This is a genomic window from Reichenbachiella sp., from assembly GCF_039941815.1.
GTDB lineage: Bacteria > Bacteroidota > Bacteroidia > Cytophagales > Cyclobacteriaceae > Reichenbachiella.
Genome location: NZ_JBDVDW010000062.1, coordinates 127,834 through 149,242 on the forward strand (window position 1 = coordinate 127,834; position 21,409 = coordinate 149,242).

At 41.2% G+C, this 21,409-nt stretch carries 14 protein-coding genes; all 14 read right to left on the reverse strand.

Annotated features, from left to right (window positions below; genetic code table 11):
* Positions 1–2: 2 nt before the first annotated feature.
* The gene (locus ABJF11_RS16325) at positions 3–2,525 is read right to left on the reverse strand and encodes a methyl-accepting chemotaxis protein (RefSeq protein ID WP_348121113.1); all 2,523 of its coding nucleotides are present in this window, start codon (positions 2,523–2,525) and stop codon (positions 3–5) included.
* 43 nt (positions 2,526–2,568) lie between these two features.
* On the reverse strand, positions 2,569–5,961 hold the full coding sequence (locus ABJF11_RS16330) for a methyl-accepting chemotaxis protein (RefSeq protein ID WP_348121114.1): 3,393 nt from the start codon (positions 5,959–5,961) through the stop codon (positions 2,569–2,571).
* Positions 5,962–6,068: 107 nt separating this feature from the next.
* Positions 6,069–6,755, reverse strand: coding sequence for a chemotaxis protein CheW (locus ABJF11_RS16335; protein ID WP_348121116.1), 687 nt, complete (start codon positions 6,753–6,755; stop codon positions 6,069–6,071).
* A 41-nt stretch (positions 6,756–6,796) separates the two neighbouring features.
* Positions 6,797–8,056: a response regulator gene (locus ABJF11_RS16340; protein WP_348121117.1), complete on the reverse strand. Its 1,260-nt coding sequence runs from the start codon at positions 8,054–8,056 to the stop codon at positions 6,797–6,799.
* 7 nt (positions 8,057–8,063) lie between these two features.
* The gene (locus ABJF11_RS16345; RefSeq protein ID WP_348121118.1) at positions 8,064–9,341 is read right to left on the reverse strand and encodes an ATP-binding protein; all 1,278 of its coding nucleotides are present in this window, start codon (positions 9,339–9,341) and stop codon (positions 8,064–8,066) included.
* A gap of 270 nt (positions 9,342–9,611) precedes the next feature.
* Positions 9,612–10,016, reverse strand: a complete 405-nt coding sequence (locus tag ABJF11_RS16350; protein ID WP_348121120.1) for a SiaC family regulatory phosphoprotein — start codon at positions 10,014–10,016, stop codon at positions 9,612–9,614.
* A gap of 277 nt (positions 10,017–10,293) precedes the next feature.
* Positions 10,294–10,902, reverse strand: coding sequence for a SiaB family protein kinase (locus ABJF11_RS16355; RefSeq protein WP_348121121.1), 609 nt, complete (start codon positions 10,900–10,902; stop codon positions 10,294–10,296).
* Between the two features lie 119 nt (positions 10,903–11,021).
* Complete coding sequence (locus ABJF11_RS16360; RefSeq protein ID WP_348121123.1) at positions 11,022–11,612, reverse strand: 3'-5' exonuclease; 591 nt, start codon at positions 11,610–11,612, stop codon at positions 11,022–11,024.
* Positions 11,602–13,080, reverse strand: a complete 1,479-nt coding sequence (gene nhaC, locus ABJF11_RS16365; RefSeq protein ID WP_348121125.1) for a Na+/H+ antiporter NhaC — start codon at positions 13,078–13,080, stop codon at positions 11,602–11,604. Before nhaC ends, ABJF11_RS16360 begins: the two co-directional genes overlap by 11 nt.
* Before the next feature lie 195 nt (positions 13,081–13,275).
* Entirely contained in the window at positions 13,276–14,448 is a 1,173-nt protein-coding gene (locus ABJF11_RS16370; RefSeq protein ID WP_348121127.1) for a proline dehydrogenase family protein, read from the reverse strand.
* 125 nt (positions 14,449–14,573) lie between these two features.
* The gene (locus ABJF11_RS16375) at positions 14,574–18,065 is read right to left on the reverse strand and encodes an efflux RND transporter permease subunit (RefSeq protein ID WP_348121128.1); all 3,492 of its coding nucleotides are present in this window, start codon (positions 18,063–18,065) and stop codon (positions 14,574–14,576) included.
* Between the two features lie 3 nt (positions 18,066–18,068).
* Positions 18,069–19,268, reverse strand: coding sequence for an efflux RND transporter periplasmic adaptor subunit (locus ABJF11_RS16380; RefSeq protein WP_348121129.1), 1,200 nt, complete (start codon positions 19,266–19,268; stop codon positions 18,069–18,071).
* 8 nt (positions 19,269–19,276) lie between these two features.
* Complete coding sequence (locus ABJF11_RS16385) at positions 19,277–20,716, reverse strand: TolC family protein (protein ID WP_348121130.1); 1,440 nt, start codon at positions 20,714–20,716, stop codon at positions 19,277–19,279.
* Positions 20,703–21,329, reverse strand: coding sequence for a TetR/AcrR family transcriptional regulator (locus tag ABJF11_RS16390; RefSeq protein WP_348121131.1), 627 nt, complete (start codon positions 21,327–21,329; stop codon positions 20,703–20,705). Before ABJF11_RS16390 ends, ABJF11_RS16385 begins: the two co-directional genes overlap by 14 nt.
* Between the last annotated feature and the right edge of the window lie 80 nt (positions 21,330–21,409).

Sequence of the window (21,409 nt, forward strand, 5' to 3'; positions counted from 1 at the left end):
TATTAACTTTTAGATAGAATAAATTTTTTCAGTCCTTGTTTCAGTTGGGCAGCGACATCTGCCAATTTCTGAGATTTTTCCGTATATCCCATCATGCCTGAGCTAAGTTCAGTGGCTGAGCTGGCTACTTGCTCCGTTCCGGCCGCGGTCTCTTCTGCGATGACGACCACATTTTCTGTAATGGCCACTACCGCATTGATGTCTTTCACTTGCAGTTTGGTGGCTTGCAGAATTTCCTGTGAGTGGCTAAATGTTTTTTCTGACGTATCAGCAATTTCTTTAAATACTTCTGAGGCTTCTTTGGAAGCCTGATCTCCATTCTTTACACTGGTGCCCATTATTTCGATGACACTGGCAGCCTCTTTGGTATCTGTTTGCACGTCATTGATCAGTTTTTCGATCTCTTTGGCGGAGTTGCGAGAGTCCTCTGCGAGCTTTCTGATTTCCTCGGCGACTACTGCAAATCCACGGCCTGCATCTCCTGCCTGAGCGGCTTCAATTGCTGCATTCAGAGCGAGAAGATTAGTTTGAGATGCGATTTCTGTGATTACTCCAAGTACTCTGGTGATCTCTGTGGAGCGCTCCATGAGTACATTGATTGAAGTTTGGGTCTTGGACGAGTATTCTGAAATATCTTCCATATTGAACACTACCTTATTGACCATGTCCAGTCCTTTTTCGCTGCTGTTCACTCCAAGCTTAGCTGCCTCATTTATGGTTTCTGCGCGTTCACCCATTTCGTTGGATGACTTCAGAATGCCTTCTACAAGGTTGGAGGATTCATCTACTTTACTTACCTGAGTCTGTGCTCCATTGCTCATTTCGGAAATGGCGGATGCAATTTCTTTTGTATTGGTGTTCATTTCCTCACTGACGACGTTCATTTCTGCAGAGGATTCATCAATTACGTTGGCATAATCCGCAATGTCACTCAGGAGCTCCTTTAAGTTGTCGAGTGCCTTGTTTAAGTTGTGAGATAGTTTTTCCATATCTCCTGTGACTTGTCCTGTAAAACGCTTCGTAAGGTCGCCTTCGGCCATGGCATTGACAATGTCATTTACAGCGATCACTGGAATAGAGATTGAGTGTAGGAGATTGTTGATGGATTCTCCAAGATCTTTCCATCCACCTTGCTTGCCTTCTGTTTTAATTCTTGCACTCAGGTCTCCTTCTTCTCCGGCTTTCTCCACAACTGAACTGGTGTCGTCAAGGACCTCTTTTAGATTATCTCTCATTTTGAGTAGTGAATGACCCAGGCTATCCTGATCACCGGCTACTTCAAATTTTGAGTCTAGGTTGCCAATGCCAATTTCTTTAGAAAATTCTGCTTTTTTGACAAGTTCGTCAACCAGCACGTTGACGGATGTTGCCATCTCTCCAAGTTCGTCATTCGAATCTACAATCAGTTTTTGATTTTGATTGAGTTTTCCTAATGCGAGGTCTTTTAGTAGGTGATTGGAATTCTCGATGGATGAGGTGATGTGGTTCGATATTTTCAAAATCACAAGCGATAGCAATGCCAGTCCCAGCAGACCAACTACGATAGTGATTTTTAAGGTGGCATTAAATGGTGCTGTTATTTCTGAAACAGGCACTATAGTAGCTGCGGACCAAGGGTAATCAGATTTACCTATGTTCACTGGTGCGAAAGAAATGTACACTTCTTCACCAAATGTCTCATCATAGACGGTATAAGAAAAATGTTCGCCTGCGGCTATTTTCGCTTTAGCCTCATCCAGGTCTATCGACTTTGTAAAGCTCAATGTATCAATGGAATGGCTATAGAAATCTGAATTCTGATGTGCTATGATTACACCCTTGTTGGAAAGCAGGAAGGCATATCCTTTGTCAAAGAAGGCCACCTCTGACATAGACTGAAAATCATCCAGGGTCATATCGGAGCCTATTACACCTGCAAAACGCCCGTCTACTTTTATAGTGACAGTCGGTGATATTCCCAGAATAGAATCTCTTCGGTTTGAGCTGTAGTCGTAGTCGAGGTACCAATAAGGCTCGGACAACTTTTCACTTTCGCTTGGCGTGTTTTTGAGATGATAGTAAATGCCGCTATCCGGATCTTTGTCCAAATTGGCCAGCTCGGATGAGTTGTTGACTTTACCGTCTCTCATATAGAAATTGACTCGTTCTCGACCATTTTCTTTTTCCCAGCCGGGCTGAATTGCCCAAAGCTGCCAGCTCATCCAAACGGCGTCATATTTAGGGTAGGTCTTGAGGATATTGACCATTAGTGACTTTCTCAAACTATCCCTTTGGGCTTTGGGCTTGAAGGTGTAATCTTTGACTATGGCTGCCATATCTCGCGCCACTGCCATATCTTCATTGAGTATAGATTTGATTTCGTTAGCCTTTTGCGAAGAAAAGGTGTCGGCTAGTCTCTGCGCTTCTACGATTGCTTTTTCTCTGAGACTATATCCAATATATCCCAAGGTGATCAAATAGATGACCACTGTAATCCCCAAGATGAAGAACATCATCTTTTTTCTAACTGTTATGTTATTTATCATTTCAACACTTTTGACGGTTATAAAGTCATTTATCGGGTTAGTGTTAGATATCTAGCACCACTTCAGGGTGCATTTCTTTTAGTTTAGGAATATAATCCTTCTGCGTTATTTTTTCCTCTTCGATTTCACTCTGGATCACCAGTAGACCCCAATCTTCAAATTCGGGTATGAAGACTGGCACCTTTCGAATGAACCAGTACTTTTGTTCATCACGGATTTTCACTTTTTCAAGACTTATTACTGGCTTTCTAGAAGCTACTAATTCGTCTTCATTCTTCTTGACTTTCTCTGCAAATTCTGCGTCATAAAAATCAAAATTACTCTTGCCTAAAATTTCTTCAACAGGCCGCTTAAAGTCCTTAGCCACCGCTTCATTAGCCAGATAGATTTTGCCATCATGATTGATCAGGGCAATTTTGTAGTCTATGTAGTTGAGTATTCCTCCGAATAATTCGTTTTGTTTTCTGACTACTTCCAGATCTGCTTTGATTTCGCTCTGACGTCTTTCGGATTCTCTAATTTGTCTGAGTTTTGATTCGGTGATATCCCTGGTGATACCATAGGTACCTATGATATTGCCTTCCAAATCTTTGAGGGGCAATTTGGTGGTAGAGGACCAAAACTCGGTTCCATCTTTTAGGTCAGTTTTTTCTTCTTTATTGAGTATCAACTCACCGGTTTCCATAATACGAACCTCATCTTCATATGCTTTTTGGGCATGCTCACCAAAGAAGTCAAAGTCGGATTTTCCAATCAATTCTTCTGGTCCTTTTACTCCGAATTGTTTGGCGTGTGATACGCTATTACGGATAAACTTGCACTCTCTGTCTTTGAAATATATGTAGTCAGGCATTTCATTGAGCAGGGCATCGAGCAGTGCCTTTTCATGTTCAAATGCTTCACGCATTTTAAATATAGCAGTGTTTTCACTGGCCGCTCCAGTTAGCTTGACCATACTCACACCTGTATTGAGTGTCTCAGCCACATGGGCAAGGCTTTGTGTACGTTCGTTGAATGATTCCATACCGCTGGAGAGCTGAGTAGCAGAGCTGGCTACTTCCTCGGTACCTGCGGCGGTTTCTTCCGCTATTACCACGATTGCTTCAGTGAGAGAAACTACCTCATTGATATCGCCTATCTGTAATTTGGTGTCATTCAAGATCTCCTCAGAAAAGCCCAAATTATCCGTGGCTGATTCTAAAATTTCTTTGAATACCCCAGAGGCCTCTCCTGAGGCTTCACTTCCGTTTTTCACACTGGCGTTCATGATATCAATCACTGTGACGGCCTCCTGGGTGTCTTTCTGAACACCGGAAACCAGCAATTCTATTTCTTTTGCAGAGGTGCGTGAGTCTTCTGCCAGTTTCCTAATTTCTTCTGCAACTACTGCGAACCCTCTGCCTGCGTCTCCTGCTTGTGCAGCTTCTATAGCTGCATTGAGTGCCAGTAGGTTAGTTTGTGAGGCAATTTCGGTGATGACTCCTAACACTCTGGCGATCTCTTTGGAACGTTCTGAGAGCACCTTTATGGATTCTTGCGTCTTGGTAGAAAATTCTGAAATGTCATCCATATTGAACACTACTTTGTTCATCATTTCGAGTCCTTTCTGACTTCTTTTTACCACGTTGTTGGCGGCATTGTTAATGGTTTCGGCTTTGACTGCCATTTCATTTGAGGAGGCCAATATGCCTTCGATGAGTGTGGAGGACTCGTCTACTTTAGATACCTGATTCTGTGCTCCATTACTCATTTGGGCAATTGCAGAAGCTATTTCCGTGGTATTGGTTGACATCTCTTCGGTGGTGATTTTCATCTCTGCGGAGGCCTCTTCCACTACGCCTGAGCTTTTGGTAATCTGGTTTAGCAGTCCATCAATATTGTCAAGTGCCAGATTGAAATTGTCAGCCATCTCTTTCACCTCTCCTTTAGCTTCTTCTGAGTATCGATGGGTGAGGTCTCCATCGGCCATGGCTTTGATGATTCTATTGAGCACGATCAGTGGAGCAACGAAGGACGCCAAAAGGTTGTTGATGGATTTGCTGAGCTCTTGCCAGGCGCCAGTCTTTCCTTCTTCCACTACGCGGGTACTAAAATTACCATCTTCTACAGCATCTTGTATCACTCCTTTGGTTTCGTTGATTACGATTTGTAGGTTGTCACGCATTTTGAGCAATGAGTGACCCAAAACGTCATTGCTACCTGATACTTCGAAGGGTACATCGAGATTTCCTTCACCTATCTGACTAGAGAAATCGGCCTTTTTCTTCAATTCGTCTATGAGTGTGTTGATAGAAGTAGCCATGGTTCCCAGTTCATCATTGGACTTCACATAGAGTCTTTGATCGGTATTAAGATTTCCTTTGGCGAGCTTGACTAGCAGATCATTTGATTTATCTATGGCATCGGTGATATTTCCAGTGATTACTCTGAGAAAAATCACAAGCAAAACGAGCCCGATCACACCTACTATAACACTTACATTCAATTTGGTGTTGACTCCAGTCAATATTTCTGACATAGGAACCACAGTACCTACGTACCAGGGATCGATCGATCTCCCCGGATAGACCGGATATACGGTCAGGTATTCTTCTTCACCATTTTGGTTTTCGATGGTCATAGCTTTGGATTGCCCTTCTGAAAGTTGATTTTCAGAGTCTATTTTTAGGTTTTTTCCCAAATAGATTTGGTTTATGTTTTCGCCTATAAGAGTTTGATCCGGATGAGCTACAATTGTTCCATTGCTGGACAGCAAAAAGGAGTGACTGGTCTGGTAATTCTCCAGATTAGCCATTGACTGATAACTTTTTAGAGAAATGTCAGATGCCACCTGACCTACATGCCGGCCATCTAAAATAATGGGTACAATTGGTGAAGTACCGAGTTGCTTACCCGATGAAAGCAAATTGTTTTCGTCAAATTCATAGGGCTCGATCAAGGTCTCAATTCCAGATTTTTTTATTTGATAGTAGAAATCATCTTCTTCAAAACCATCTATGTCTGTACGTTCATTGATTTCCTTTACTCCATTGTCCAGCCTCACAACAATATGCCGTTCTCTACCATATTCGTATGGCCATGCCGGGTCGAGTGCCTTGAGGTCCCAGCTGATCCAGGTAACATCTATTCCATCATTATCTCCAAGCACATTGTTCAGCAGCTTACTTTGTCGAGCTATTCGCTCTTCGCTTGGCAAGGTGAGATAGTCCTTAGCTACGGAAGACATAGTTCTGGACACTGCCATTAATTCGTCCAATTTGGCCTTGAGTGCATTGGCTTCCTGCCGGTTAAAGGTTTGAGACAATTTTTCAGCTTCATCCAATGCATACTGCTTCATTGTGATAGCCATATAACCCAATGCCGATACGTAGGTAACCACAGTGATACCTAGCACCAAAAACATAAGTTTTCTCCGAATAGTAAGATTGTTTAACATAACAGTCTCTTTTAGATTTAAGAGTTGACCACATGGCCAGTATTAGGAGTTAGGTTGGTTTATATTTTATTTTCATTTATGGACTAACAATATGGTCTTTCACTACATCATAGATTTACAGGTTGTTCGTTTTCCATCATTTCCAGCACATCTATGAAGATTATCATTCGTTTGTCTTTTTTGATTATTCCTTTGATGTAGTTCTGCTCGCTACTCGATTTGCGAATAACGTCTGCTGTACTATCGATCTGGCTATCTTTAATAATAAATGTTTCTGGCACCTGACTTGAGGCCAATGCCACTTTGATTTTTTCGCTTTTGATTACAATCACATAGTTGATATAGTCTTCAGCTTCCTGCTTTTTTAGTCCGAATTTTCGAGCGAGATCCAATACAGCCAGTACATTTCCCCGCACATTGGCGACCCCTCGAATGTAACTCTTGGTCTGTGGAATAGGCGAAATAGGTGGGACAGTAACGACTTCTTTGATCTGGGCTATTTCGAAGGCATATTCTTCGCTACCTACAGGGAATACTACCAGCATGTTACTTTTTTCTTCCTCCTCGACCTCGGGAGTTAACTCTGTCTTCGAGTCTACCGGTGCGAGGATTGGCTCTTTCGTCACTACTGGGCTTGATTCCTGGCGGACAGCTTCTGGTTTGTTGATCGCTGGTTTGTCAACTACTGTTTCAGCAATGTCCTTGACGGCCTCTTTAATCACAGTCTTTTTGGCACCTTCATTTTTTGAAGGCTTATCCTTTTTCCCCTTATTTAAATTTTTTCCTAGTGCCATTTTTTACTGAAATATTAAAAAATCATTGATCCTGGTTGTCGTCAGAATCGAACGCCTATCAAGCTTTTGTATTTGTATTCTCGCAGCAGTTTTGACTGCATGATCATAGGAAATCTGTGTAGCTCTTCCAGAAGTAATTGTGTACTCAAAAGGGCAGAATTTCCGTCGGATTTCTTTGTGCTGTCGTCGATTACATTGTTGGAAATGAAGTATAGCTCTGAAACTTCGAAGGTGTCGAACTGAAGCACATCTATATCTGGAGACACTCCAGGTATCAATGGAGCTACATTTCCGGAAAGGGTATTAAAGTCTCCCTTCTTATTGAATGAATATAAATTATGATTGGCTCCACCAAACAAAAGAGATTCGTCCTGCTTGTCATACACAAGCAGCGCTATATCTACTGAGCAGATGTTCTCATCATATTTTTTTCCAAAAAATCGATTTTGAATTCGTGTTGAAAGTGAGGCCAGAATTTCTTTGGGATCATAGATTTTGTCTTTATACATGAGCTCCATGAGGGTAGCGCAAATAAAGGTATTGAGAGTAAGTGCGTGAATGACTCCGGAATTGGTGTTGAAAGAGGTAATGAGCAGCTTATCTGCTACCTCACCAAACCAGTAGCCATTGTGATTGACTCGATTATGTTCATAGAGAATAAAGGCATCTTCCAGATATAATCGGAGCTCTTCTTGACGGGGCATTAGAGATTCTCGCAAAGAGACGTTGAATTCTATGACCTGATCCATATTCACGGTAGAAAGCATGTTTTTACGTGCTTCTACTGACTTAATGATTTCCTTTTTGAGTTCTTGTTTGGTCTTGGTGCTTGGTTCGGGTAGTGGTTTTTTTTCTTTCGGGGTATCCGGCTTTTTTTCTTCTGTTTCGGTTGGATTTCTCAGCTCCAAGGCCTTATCAAATTCTTCCTTGAGGTCCTCTTGATTCCATGGTTTCACAAGAAACCGATCCAATCCCACTTCTTTGTCCACTCTGATTATTTCATCTTCATCACTAAAACCTGTCATGATCATTCTAGCGATGTTCGGATACTGAGGAACTATTTCTATGAGCAATTCGACGCCGGTCATGCCAGGCATTCGTTGATCTGTCATGATCAAATCTATTTTATTCTCAGCCAAAACGCGGATGGCATCCTGACCAGATGGAGCGGTATGCACGTTGTAGTGGCGCTTAAACGCACGCTGAAAAATCCGAAGATTGACTTCTTCGTCATCCACGTATAGGATGCTGTATTTTTTGACTTCTTCGTCTTTATATGTTCTGTCTAATACTCCTTCCACAATAAATTTATGCTATAGCGGTTTCTACAGATTTATTTACTTTCCTTAGTTTTTTGGGTAAGGTGATCATGAATGTAGTCCCCTTGCCTTCTTCACTTTCTACTTCTATGGTGCCGTTGTGTTTTTCGATGATGCCGTAGGTAATAGCCAAACCAAGGCCAGTACCTTTTCCAACTTCTTTAGTAGTAAAAAATGGATCGAAGATCTTTTTTACTGTTTCCTCTGACATGCCTTTGCCGTCATCGGTAATCGAAATTTTGATATGATCTTCGTCTATTTCTTCAGTCTTCAGGTTGATTGTTCCTTTAAAATCGATGGCGTCGCAGGCGTTGCCTATTAAATTTACCAGTGCTTGATTGAGCTGACCCGGCAGGCATTTTATTGGTTGCAGATTGGTATCCAGGTCTTTCAGAATTTTCGCCTTTTTCTTATACTTAGGTTTGAGTATCACAGCTGCATTCTCAAGAATTTGATTGACGTCAGCTTCTTTGATTTCGACTTCGTCATGTCGGGCGAATACGCGGAGTCCATTGACAATCTCGGTGATCCTGGTGGTTCCATATTCTACATCGTCGAGAGATTCGTTGGTGGAGGTGTGTAGTTCTGAAAAGTGATGATCGTCTTCTCGTTGTATTTTGTAATATTTTTTTATTTCATCCAGGCTCTCCAGCTCACAGATTCGCTTATAGTTTTCGATAAAAACATTTAACTGCTTAAAATTATCTTTCAGTGTATTTACTCCATTGGCTACGAAATTGACCGGATTGTTGATTTCGTGAGCAATTCCTGCGGTAAGCTGTCCCAGCGAAGACATTTTCTCAGACTGTAGCAGTAGTGCTTGCGTTTTCTCGAGTGTCTGATTGGCTTTATTCAGTTCTTCTCTAGCTGCCTGTTGCTCTGACAATTTGGCTTTTATCTTTAGTAGTTCTTTATAATTGGCCCGCAGTTTATTGTATTCTGTAGTGAAAACTGCTTTCATTTCTTTTTTCTGATTCAAGGACTTCTGATAGGCTTGTTGCAGTTTGGCGACATGGGCGTCTTTGGATTGTAATTGTCTACGAAAGTCGTTGAATTGAAGATCTTTTGTAAATACCTCTTTTTTGAGTTGGGAAATGTAATAGTAAGCGCCGCCAAATACGGCAAGCAATAAAACTACGAGTCCAACCATAATTGCAAGGGCGGTACTTTCTGTTTCACTGGTTTGTTTGGAGGGGGTATTTTCTTGTGGCACGACTACAGATTTCGAATCCGCATGGAATCCAGCAGTATTCGAGGAGAAGGCCATAGCTGTATGAATTTGGCTAAAATTGACTGCAACCACTAAAATGAATAAAAAAACAAGGCATTTTCTCATACTCTGTATCTCTCGAATCCTCTTCGATTAAGTTAGATGACGTATATTTTTAGGTAAAATTGGTTTTTTCTAATATACACGATTCTTTAGTTAAATTATAACATTCATCGCATTTAGAAAAGGATAATGTCTTCTATTAGAACTTTCCATTTCCTATCAGAAAGTGAAGTATAAACCAATAAGAAATATTTAGGGAATTAGCTAGGACGCTTGTCTAAGTTGATCCTTGATTTTGAACACTTCTACAAACTTGAATGGATGATTGTAATGCTCGCTGATCTCTCGGCCTATGTCTAAAATACTAGTTCTATTTTTTTCATAATACCACGTCACGTTCAGTGGCCTTTTTTCCGTGGAGAGCGAAATTAATTTCTTCACCAGGATGTGCAGATAAGTACTCGAGTCGGCTATATTTTTTAGTGCAATATTCACATTAATCGCCTCTAGCTCTTGATTATCCAATGCAGCCAGATGGCTGAATACATGTCCATAGAAGCTTAAGGGATCATCAGGCATAGAATTTCCCCGCAGTTCCAACTCACCATTTCCAGGTCGGAAGTTTACCGAAGGGGTTGTACCAGTAGGCCGTATGAAATATCCATCCATTGTCGCGCTTCAAATATTTTATTAATTCTCTTATTAGTCAATTATGGTTTATAACTATTCTAAGATTCAATATTAGAGATTTTTCTCTCTTGATTCAATCCGTTTTTGTACCTAAAATGGAATATAGGTAGAATCACTTAAGTGATTAAGTAAAGATGTAATAAAAGAAATTAATTTAATGTCTATCAATAAGTTAGTAAAAATATACGTCAATTGAAAGCAACAGTTTGACGTTAGACAGGTTCACTGTATTTCAGGTCATTCGGAGAGCACTTATTTAAGCGTCTTCTTTCTTGATTCGGATGGTCAATATGAAAAAACAATGTTTGGCATCCAATGGCTCAAAATAGTATTCGTATTCTGTACCGGTTCGTTTTTTGATGTCGATGAATCCCAATCCGGCGCCACCTTTTTCAGAGATGGTTGTATTCTCCATAGTTGTTTTGTGCAAGGAGCGCAGCTCTTCTTTGTCGAGCGAATTGACCCGATCCAAAATATCTCGAAGTCGAACGGCATTATCGAGCGAAATTTGATTGCCCGTGGTGACATAATATTCATAGTCATTGTCTCCAATCAAAAAGATCCCATCTTTAGCCAAACCATCCTCAAGGCTATCTGAAGCATATTCTGCTGTGCTATCGGCATGTTTACAAATGTTCTGCAGGGCCTCTATCATGACATGGTATACTCTTCTGGAGACCTTCTTGTCTTCCTTCTTATCTGTCATGTCCTCTTCGGTCATGGCAGTGATACCGTTAATAGTGTTTTGAGTGATCTTACCTAGATAGACAATGTTGACATCCGACCCCTCCATCAACTCTCTGAATGCCACTATATTTTTGAGGTGATTGAGTTGGTTGGTATGTTTTTTTCTAAGATTGTTCATTTGCAGTCTGTCGTCGGGTAATTAGATTCTCAAACAAAGGCTTTGCTTAGGGATAAATATAAAATAAATCCTGCGCAGGTTTACAGATTGTAAAGAATTTTATTGTTAGTCTGTGGATGTTACTCTGATAGATTATCCTTGATTTCAATCATCTTTTTGTAGATATCCAGACAAATCCATGCATCCGTAGCAGCATAACTGATTTGCGATTCGGTCAGTTTCTCATTTTCCCAATTTGACACTTGCTGGCTTTTTGAGATTCTAAAATTCATAAACATCCCAACATAGTTTCGAGCTCCGATGCTTTCAAATCCCAGTTCTGACCCAAACTCGTTGAGATCCACAAACCCACTCGGTTCAAACTGACGCAGCTTTTGCAAGTCTTTGATATCGTCCCTGATGCCAATGCCGACAATCTTTATTTTTGGGTCTTCAAAGAGGCCTACGATTTCTTCGGTGAGTTTTATTTTATTTAATCTAAAGAGGAATACTTTATCCGGTAGAGCGATTTGCAATAATGCTACAGGATAGAATTCACCTTTTCTAAAGGCCGGTTTCGTTTCGGTGTCGAAGCCTAGAACGGAAGCACTTTTGCAAGCTTCTATGGCTTTTGGAATCTGGTTTTGGTTCTCGATTATCTGACACTTTCCCTCATATTTCATCAATGGAAGTGCATTTACCTCCTCCTTAGTAATCTTTCTAATCTCCATTCAAATCTGATTTTTTATCACTTAGTCGACGAATTTTTATGTTTAAATATCCAAATAATATAGTCATAAATGGGCTAATGATATTAAAAAAGCAATAGGGAGCAAATGCCAGTACGCCTACCCCAAGCACTCCCGAGTGATATGCTCCACAAGTATTCCATGGTATCAGCACAGAGGTAACTGTACCTGAATCTTCTAGTGTTCGGCTAAGGTTTTCGGGTGCCAGTCCTTTTTCCTTATATAGATCTGCATACATTCTACCTGGTACCACTATGGCCAAATATTGATCTGAGGCCGTGGCGTTGAAAAATATGCAGGTACCAGCAGTTGAGGCTATGAGCGCTGCACTGGATTCTATCTTATTCATAATGGCTCTTGCTATGACTTTGAGCATTCCTGAGCCTTCCATTACTCCACCAAACATCATGGCGGCGACTATCAACCATATAGTGTTCAGCATTTTGAACATCCCTCCCGAACTCAATAGCTTATTGACCATCGGGTCTGTGGTGGTTACTCCTACGTGGCCATATAGGGCTTTCATCACACCGACAAACATGGTTTTCCAATATACTCCAGTATATCCTGATACTTCTACAATGACTTGTGGCTGAAAAATAAGTGCGAATACTACTCCTAATAGCGTACCTATCATAAGCGCTGGAAAGGCGGCCACTTTTCTTACAATTAATACAATAACCACTACGGGGACTATAAACAACCAACCGGTAACATTGAACTTGGAGGATATGGCCTCGAGCACCTCGTTGGTGTTGACGCTTGTCTCAGGTGCCGTGTTGAAAAAACCCATAACCAGAAAAATGACCAAGGTAATTCCGATAGTTGGGAAGGTGGTATACATCATATATCGAATGTGGGTAAATAGATCTGTGCCTGCCATCGCTGGTGCAAGATTGGTGGTATCCGATAGTGGTGACATCTTATCTCCGAAATAGGCGCCTGAGAGAATTGCGCCTGCTACGACACCTTCATTGATTCCCATGGCTTGCCCGATTCCAATCAGGGCGATGCCAACTGTAGCTGCTGTAGTCCAGGAGCTGCCGGTTGCCATAGACACAATAGCACAAACTATGCATGCGGCAAAGAGAAATATCGTTGGGTTTAGAATCTGGAGTCCGTAGTAGATCATAGCTGGTACGATCCCACTGATGAGCCAGCTCCCAGCTAGAGAACCAATCATAAGCAGTATCAGAATAGACCCCATGGCTGAGGTGATACTTTTGACAATTGATTTTTGAATTTCATCCCATCGGTAGCCAAATGTGGAGGCCATGATGGCAGCTACCATAGCAGAAAGGATCAGTACTATTTGGTTGGAGCCGGATAGTGCATCGTCTCCAAAAATGGAGACATTGATTGACAAAAAAACAATTAGAAATACTATCGGAATAAAGGCTTCTAAAAGCGAAGCTTCTCTTTTCTCACTACTACTCTCGCTACTTCTCATGCTTTTTAGCTACTGAAATTTTGGATCTAAAAACTCGGAAGTTAATCATTTTTGTTTAACCGAAAAGCAGTGCTATCAATTTAGAAATCAAATTAATGATGAACGGCTTTTATTTAGAAATAAATTAACCTGAGGCTAACATTTAGCTTACCATCTAGCAGATAATCTGAAATCATTTGCCTTAGATCTAAATGGTCAAGCCTTGATCTTTTTTCTCCTGGCTACCTCCTTTTTGACAAGCAAAAATTCACGACTGCTCTGACCTGCGATAGAGGTATTTTCTTCGGCACGTCTCATCAGATAAGGCAACACCTTGGCCACGGGGCCATAAGGAACATATTTGGCAACATTGTACCCTTCATTAGCCAAGGTATAGGATAGGTTGTCACTCATGCCATAAAGCTGAGCGAAATACACCTTCGGGTCATTTTTAGCTATACCCAGGGTTTCCATTTTCTCTGCTGTGAGTCTCGAACTATTCTCGTTATGTGTGCCAGCGCATAAATAGATTTCATCAATATGCTCCAGACAGTAGACAACTGCTGCATCATAGTCGGCGTCTGATGATCTCTTATCTGGTTGTATGGGATCGGTGTAGTCTTCTTCTTTGGCTCTATCTCTCTCCTTCTCCATATATGCCCCGCGTACTAACTTAGCTCCTACTTTGTACCCTTTATTAAGGGAGTGGCGATGGGCGTCCTTTAGGTTTTGCAGTGATGAGGTACGATACATCTGATATGTATTGAAGATATAAACGGTCTGCTTATTGTATTTCTCCATCATATCATAAACCACCTGATCAATTACATCCTGTATCCATGATTCTTCTGCGTCTATAAAGAGGTACTTCTTGACCTCTACAGCTTTAGCACAGATTTGATCTACTCTCGCCAAAAAAGCAGCATATTTAGTGTTTTCCTCTGTAGAAAGTACCTCTCCTGATTGTTTCCTTTCTAGTAGATCAAAGGCTGTAAAGCCCGTTAATTTCATGACTCCGGTGGGAATATTCTCGCTGTTGGCTGCCATTTCAAGGGAGCGAATTATTTCATCTCTATTGTCATCGAAAACCTTCTCTGATTCTTCGCCTTCTACTGAGTAGTCCAAAATAGTATGAATATTTGAAGCAGCTAATTTTTCAACAGTGCCTCTGGAGTCCTCCAGGGACTCACCTCCGCAAAACTGAGCAAAGATGGTTTTCTTGATCATCCATTGTATAGGCAGCTTAATTTTGAGTGCGAATACTGTCATCCAAATCCCGAATTTGGCAATGGTCGGGTTGTTCATAGTTACAAACAGGAAATACATTCTTCTCAAGTCAAGATTAGACTTGTCCGAGAATGCCACTTGGGTGTCATCGAACTTCATCATCGGGGTCACAATTGTTGTTCTAGTTTTGGACGGCAAATATAATCAGCTTGTTGAATTTTTGGACACAAAAAAAGCGAGTGATGAATTCACCCGCTTTTTGACTCTTGTCTAAATATTTATTGTTTCTACGCAGCTTCTAAAGCTACTGACTTGGTTCGCTTTCTGTGTATCCAATACTTCATTCTATATACAATCGTGAACAAGACCGGCACGATAATCAAAGTAAGGAAAGTAGCTATGATAAGACCAAAGATCACTGTCCAGGCCAACGGCCCCCAGAATATTACGTTGTCTCCACCCATGTATATTTTAGGGTCGAAGGTGGTAAATAGTGAGAAAAAATCCACGTTAAGACCTATTGCCAATGGGATAAGACCAAGGACAGTGGTGATAGCGGTCAAAATCACAGGGCGCAATCTTGCTTTTCCACCTTTGATCACGGCTTCTCTGACATCTTCTTTGGAGAGGTACTCTTCCTTGGCTACTCCCAGTGCGGCTTTCTTTCTATTGATCAGCAGTTCTATATAATCAAGCAGTACCACTCCATTGTTTACCACAATACCTGCGAGAGAGATGATACCCATCATCGTCATCATAATCACAAACGACCATCCGGTAATAATCAACCCACCAAATACACCGATAAAACTGAGGAAAATAGCCATCATAATAATGGCTGGCTTCGAAATGCCTCCGAACTGAAATATCAGGATCAACATAATCAATCCCAAACCAGTGAAGAATGCACCCATAAGAAAAGCCATCTGCTTATTTTGCTCTTCTATTTGCCCGGTATAGTCAATTTTAACGCCTGAAGGTAGCTTACCGAAATCTTGCATTTCATCTTTGATTTCAGCTACAATGGCTCCTGCATCGGTAAATCCTGGTTGCAGTCCAGAATACACGGTGACCACTCTTTTGTTGTCCTTGTGCTTAATGGCACTAAATCCAGAAGTATTCTTCTGTGAGGCTACTGCTGACAGCGGCACTTCTTTGATCTTACCAGATGACTGATCTCTAAAGATGATATTTTGATTAAATAGCGCACTGGTATTGTACCTCAGATCTTCGTTGAATCTTATGTTGATATCATAGTCTTCTCCGTCCTTCTTGTAGATACCTGCCTTCTCGCCAAAGATGGATCTTCTTAGCTGACTGCCTACCTGACCAACGGCCACATTGAGCTCTCCGGCTTTTTTTCGATCTACTACCACTTGCATAGACGGCTTGTCCTTGTTTACATCTATTTTAAGCTCCTCGATACCGGCAATATTTTTGGAGTTGATATGGTTTCTCATCCGCTCTGCTGTAGCAATCAGCACGTCGTAGTCGCCGCCTTCGATTTCTATGTTGATTGGATATCCAGCTGGCGGCCCTACGGCATCCTTTTCAACCGAGATCGCAACCCCTGGGTAGATGCCCTTTAGAGCGTTCTGTACCTTTTCACGGAGTTTTTCAGAATCTTTCCCTCTGCGATATTTATACTCTCTCATCGACGCGGTGATTTTTCCACGGTGAGGCATTTCAGCTGATGATCCTCCATCTGTCTGTGGATTGCCTGCTCCTTCTCCTACCTGAGATACTGCTGACTCCACGAGGAAATTGCTATCACCATCCATATATTGCGCATCATTGATGATACTGTATACTCGCTGCTCTATTTCGCTAGTGATTTGATTTGTTTTGTCTATATCAGTTCCCTGTGGGTATTCTATATATACAATGATCTGGTTCGGTGTGTTGTCTGGAAAAAATTCAATCTTAGTTCTTCCAGAGCCTACAGACATTCCAAAAAATACGAATGCTGCAATCAACATGACCACTGTAAGTCCAAAGTACCAGAATACATTTCCTCCTCTAAGGGCGTGAACCAATCTCTTTTCATAGAAATTTTCAAAGCGTACGAGTACTTTATCCTGAAACCACTCTGCTGCTCTTTTGATAGCAAATTTGTATATCCAGAATAAGATTGCATTGGTAAACATAAGTGTACCCAGGCCTTTCATCGCTCCGCCTGTAAACATCATAAAAGCGCCTATTGCTACCAGGATCACAGTCAGCCGTACCAATTGTTTGATGGTAAGCTCTTTTTTGCCAATTTCCATAAATCTGGATACTAGCATAGAGTTCATAAATATGGCTACGAACAATGAAGAGCCTAGCACTACTGATAGCGTAATTGGAAAATAGATCATGAATTGTCCCATCACTCCCGGCCACATGCCTAGCGGCACAAAGGCGGCTACTGTAGTGGCTGTAGAGATGATAATAGGAAATGCGATTTCTCCTATTCCTTTCTTGGCAGCCTGTATTCTTGTGAGGCCTTCCTCTTCCATCAATCGGTAGACGTTTTCTACGACCACGATACCATTATCCACCAGCATACCCAGTCCCATAATCAATCCAAATAGAATCATGGTATTGAGTGTATAGCCCATGGCTGATAAGATCATGAATGACATAAACATGGACATAGGTATGGCAAACCCAACAAATAGTGCATTTCTAAACCCAAGGAAGAACATGAGTACGGTGACTACCAGGATAATACCGAAGATGATATTATTCACTAAGTCATCTACTTGATTGAGCGTCCTGGGAGCCATATCGTTGCTGATAGAAATCTGCAAATCCTGAGGAAAGTGATTTTCCTTGGCGTCTTTGATGATTTCCTGAATCTGGATCGCCGCTTCCACCATGTTTTTCCCTGCTCTTTTTTTGACATCGAGCATCACCACATTGTGACCAAATTCTCTGGCATAAGTCGTCCTATCCTCTTCTTTAAAGCTGACCTCGGCGAGATCTTTTAGATATACCGGAGAGTTGTTTTCTGCCTTTACGACAAAATTCTTTAACTCCGATGGTTCCTCTATTTCTCCCAGTATCCTAATGGTTCTTCTCTGCCCACTGACAATAAGATTGCCCGCAGACATGGTCATATTTCCATTGCCGATGGACTTCAGAATGTCGTCAAAACTCACTTTGGCAGCCATCATCTTATAGACATCCACGGCGACCTCTACTTCTCTTTCCTGTGCGCCTCGTATGTCGACTCCTTTGATTTGAGAAAGATCTTCAATTTCATCCTCTAGGTATTCGCCATATTCTTTGAGTTTCTCCACAGTATAGTCACCGGAGATATTGATATTCATTATAGGTATCTCCTCAGAGAGATTCAGGTCGAACACATTGGGTTCTACTTTGGCTCCATTGAATAGTGGCCAGTCTTCATTGGCTTTTTCTCCGTCGACTTTATCTTTGACCTTTTGCTTTGCTGACTCTACCGTGAGGTCCTCATCAAACTCAACTGTGATGATAGAATAGTCTTCTTGAGAGGTAGACACGATCTCCACCAGGTTACTCACATTCTTCAGCTCATCCTCCAACGGGTCGGTGATCAGACGCTCTATATCTTCTGCTGTATTTCCTGGAAACGGGGTACTTACATATATTTTAGTCTCTTTGATTTCGGGGAAATTCTCCCGAGGCATAGAAAAATATGATGATAATCCCACAAAAAAGAATATTGCAATCATCACGTAAATCACGGATGAGTTGTCTATAGCCCAAGAGGAGAGTTTAAACTCCTTATCGATTTTATTCTCGTTGTTATTCATGGATTACTTAGTTAAAATTTTAACCTGCTGACCGTCTTTCACACTTCTGGCACCTTCTTTAATAAGACTAGCCCCTGGCTTAAGTCCTGAGAGCACTTCCACGAAGTCGCCTTGAGTCTTTCCAGTTGAAATCACGCTTTTATTTGCAACCGCCGTATTATCCGTATCCATTTTAGATACTACAAAAGCATATTGCTCACCTTCGGCATTTTCCGAAATGATGCTTTGCGGAATCAAAATAGCTTCAGCATTGGTATAATCGTTGATCAGCACCTTGGCAGTCATATTTGGTTTGATTCTACCATCAGTATTTGGCACAGCGATTTCTACATTGAATGATCTATTGTTAGGATTAATGTAGTTGCCAGTCTGACGGACCACAGACTTATACGTTTGATTGAGTACCGGGAAATTAATTTTCACTTCCTTACCCACCACTATAGTAGAAATATAAGTCTCTGGGACAGACACTTCAAGATACATATTGGAGAGATTGATAATTCTAAATACCTCTGACCCAGGTCCACCAGGCACCACTACCGTTCCTTGCTCTTTGATCACATCATCGATCACTCCTGCAAATGGAGCTCTAATGCTGAATTTTCTGAGCTGCCCCTCCATTTGTTTCACCGCATTATCCTGTGATTCATAGTTTGATTTAGCTTGCAAGTATTGGATCTCTGTACCAATTTTTTGATCCCAAAGTCTCTTCTGACGCTCAAATGTTGTTTTTGAAAGTTCGAGTTGAGTTTTCATTTGCAACAACTGATTCCTCATGCCTCCATCATCTATTGTAGCTAATAGTTGACCCTTAGACACTTTCTGCCCTTCGCTAACTTTGACGCTGAGTAATATTCCAGATGCCTCAGGGTAAATGAGTACATTCTGCTTAGTGCTGACAGCACCTTGTAACTCTATAAAATGATCAAACTCTTGAAGTTTAGCTTGGACTGTTGTCACTAAAGGCAGGTTTTTGTTGCCTTCTTTACTATTGATGACCGAATCCAAAAGGGCAATATCGCGATCCAGCGATTTTTGCTGATCCGACAGCTCTTTTTTCTTGGCTCTAACTGCTACCAAATCTCCTTCGGCAACAAGTACACTCACTGATTTTTCGTCTCCACATGCCGAGACCGTCAAGGCTAGTGTAATTAAGATTAGTACTATATTTTTCATCTTTTCAATATCTCTAAAATTGGTCATGTTTTTCTTTATTCGTTGGTACCCAAGGCTCTGTTCAAATCTATTTTAGCAATAATCGCCTCAAATAACGCGTTGAAGTAGTTGGTTTGAGCATCTTTCAATGCGCTATCTGCTTCTACCACTTCCAGGTTGGATCCCACTCCCTCTTCATATTTGATAAGGGAGATTCTAAAAATCCTATCTGCCAGTGCCATATTCTCTTTCTGTACTTCAAATTTGTCGATTGCATTTTGCAAGGTCAGACCTGCGTCTTTCACTTCTATATTGATCAGATTTTCAAATTGCCGGATGTTGTTGTCAATTTTCTCCAATTCAATTTTCTGTTGTTGGATCTGATAGTTTCGCTGCATACCTGTAAACAGACTCCAGCTCAATCGAAGTCCAACAGTAGAATAGTTGTACCATTTGTCAGGCCCTACTCCTCCTTGCTCTGAGAAGTTACTGTTGGTTGTAAATAGTCCCCCAAAATTAGGTGATTGCGTACTATAGCCCAGCCTTGCAAACGCCCCGATGACTGGCAATAGCTCGGCATATTTGTTTTTCAAATTAAGTTCCTGTAGCTCTTGATTGGCTATGAGAACCTGATAGTCTGGTCTATTGTTATAGTCTACTACATCTGTAATATCAGAGATAGGTCTACTCAATACATCCTCTATGCTACCTGACAGTTCCAAAGGTTGATTCAGTGGATAATTCATTTGAAACTTGAGCATCCTTTTAGAAAGAATACTGAAGTTTTTTAAGTTGTCATAGTCGGATTGCATATTGTTTAATGCCACTTTCAATCTATCTACTTCGATTTGCTCTGCAAATCCATTCTCGTTAAGACTGACTGTATGGCGATAGAGCGTATCGAGCCTGGCCAGACTGGCACTAAAAAGTCTCAATCTATCTTCATTGATCAGCACATTAAAATAAGATTTGGCTACATCCGATTGGATATCACCTTTGGTCTTATTTTTTTGCTTTATAGCTAGATTCTTAAAGGCTTTAGAAGCTTTCAGTCCTACAAAATAGGAACCATTAAAAATCAGCTGATCAATGTTCAGATTGGCATCTCCGGCCCCTTTCAACTGGAAAAAGTTTTCTGAAGCATATACATCTCCAGACTCGATTCCAGCTTGAGCCGCCTGATCGGCAGTTGGGCCAAAAGAAGATCCGGGCGTGTACTGACCGTAAAACCTCTGCAATGTCGGACTCTGTTGTACAGATACCGAACCGTTGACCTGGGGCAACCCAAGTCCAAAAACCTCCTTCACCTGTGCCTGGGCAATTTCTTCATCAAGCACTGCATTTCTCACTTCAGTAGCATTTTCTAGTGCGTAGTCAATGCAATCCTGCATACTGAATTTTCCGGAGTTACTTTCCTGCGCCACGCTCACCTGGTGAACTGCAACAAGATTCATTGTAAGTAGTAGTAAAAATGTTGGTCGTTTAATTACTCTCATAAGATTTAGCATCTATTAAGCTATCGTATAATTCTTGACCTTTTACAGTCATCAAACCGTGTACGAAATGATCAAAAAGCATCATTTGTACCTCGGCAAAATCAAATTTATTTCTAGGGAAAATTTTCTCATCAAAGCTCAATTCTATCGACTCTACCCTGAAGGTCGCCAGAATTTCGGCGTCTACGCTCTCTCTGAAGTATCCCTCATTTTTCCCCCGAGCGATTACGTCCAGTATCGTTCCTTTGATAAAGACGCTCTTATACTCGAGCCACAAGGCCCATGCATTGGGATGATACTTTTGTAAATCAAAAAGCATAGAAGGGTTGATGTCCTTGATATGCTCTCTGATGCAATGTGAGAGTTTGAAAAGCTCGACTACCGCATTGGATGAATCAGTCTTTACCTCTGCCATCTCGGCTCTTTCCTTGCTGATATGCGCTTCGGTAATCAGAGTTACAAGCTCATCCTTATCCTTAAAAAACTGATATATTGTCTTTTTGGAAATAGACAGCTCTCTCGCGATATCATCCATCGAAACGCTACGCACCCCATATCTATGGAAAAGCCCATCCGCACTGGTTAATATTTTATCTTTAGTGTCTGTTGTCATATTTGATGCAAAAAAACTAGGGAAACTATTGGTATCCTAGAAGTTTCCGAAGTTTCTACGAACAAATTTTACTTTTGTTC

Coding starts and splice junctions, on each gene's coding strand:
- ABJF11_RS16325 (WP_348121113.1), bottom strand. CDS start 2,525: ATGATAAATAACATAACAGTTAGAAAAAAGATGATGTTCTTCATCTTG.
- ABJF11_RS16330 (WP_348121114.1), bottom strand. CDS start 5,961: ATGTTAAACAATCTTACTATTCGGAGAAAACTTATGTTTTTGGTGCTA.
- ABJF11_RS16335 (WP_348121116.1), bottom strand. CDS start 6,755: ATGGCACTAGGAAAAAATTTAAATAAGGGGAAAAAGGATAAGCCTTCA.
- ABJF11_RS16345 (WP_348121118.1), bottom strand. CDS start 9,341: ATGGCCTTCTCCTCGAATACTGCTGGATTCCATGCGGATTCGAAATCT.
- ABJF11_RS16350 (WP_348121120.1), bottom strand. CDS start 10,016: ATGGATGGATATTTCATACGGCCTACTGGTACAACCCCTTCGGTAAAC.
- ABJF11_RS16355 (WP_348121121.1), bottom strand. CDS start 10,902: ATGAACAATCTTAGAAAAAAACATACCAACCAACTCAATCACCTCAAA.
- ABJF11_RS16360 (WP_348121123.1), bottom strand. CDS start 11,612: ATGGAGATTAGAAAGATTACTAAGGAGGAGGTAAATGCACTTCCATTG.
- nhaC (WP_348121125.1), bottom strand. CDS start 13,080: ATGAGAAGTAGCGAGAGTAGTAGTGAGAAAAGAGAAGCTTCGCTTTTA.
- ABJF11_RS16370 (WP_348121127.1), bottom strand. CDS start 14,448: ATGATGAAGTTCGATGACACCCAAGTGGCATTCTCGGACAAGTCTAAT.
- ABJF11_RS16375 (WP_348121128.1), bottom strand. CDS start 18,065: ATGAATAACAACGAGAATAAAATCGATAAGGAGTTTAAACTCTCCTCT.
- ABJF11_RS16380 (WP_348121129.1), bottom strand. CDS start 19,268: ATGACCAATTTTAGAGATATTGAAAAGATGAAAAATATAGTACTAATC.
- ABJF11_RS16385 (WP_348121130.1), bottom strand. CDS start 20,716: ATGAGAGTAATTAAACGACCAACATTTTTACTACTACTTACAATGAAT.
- ABJF11_RS16390 (WP_348121131.1), bottom strand. CDS start 21,329: ATGACAACAGACACTAAAGATAAAATATTAACCAGTGCGGATGGGCTT.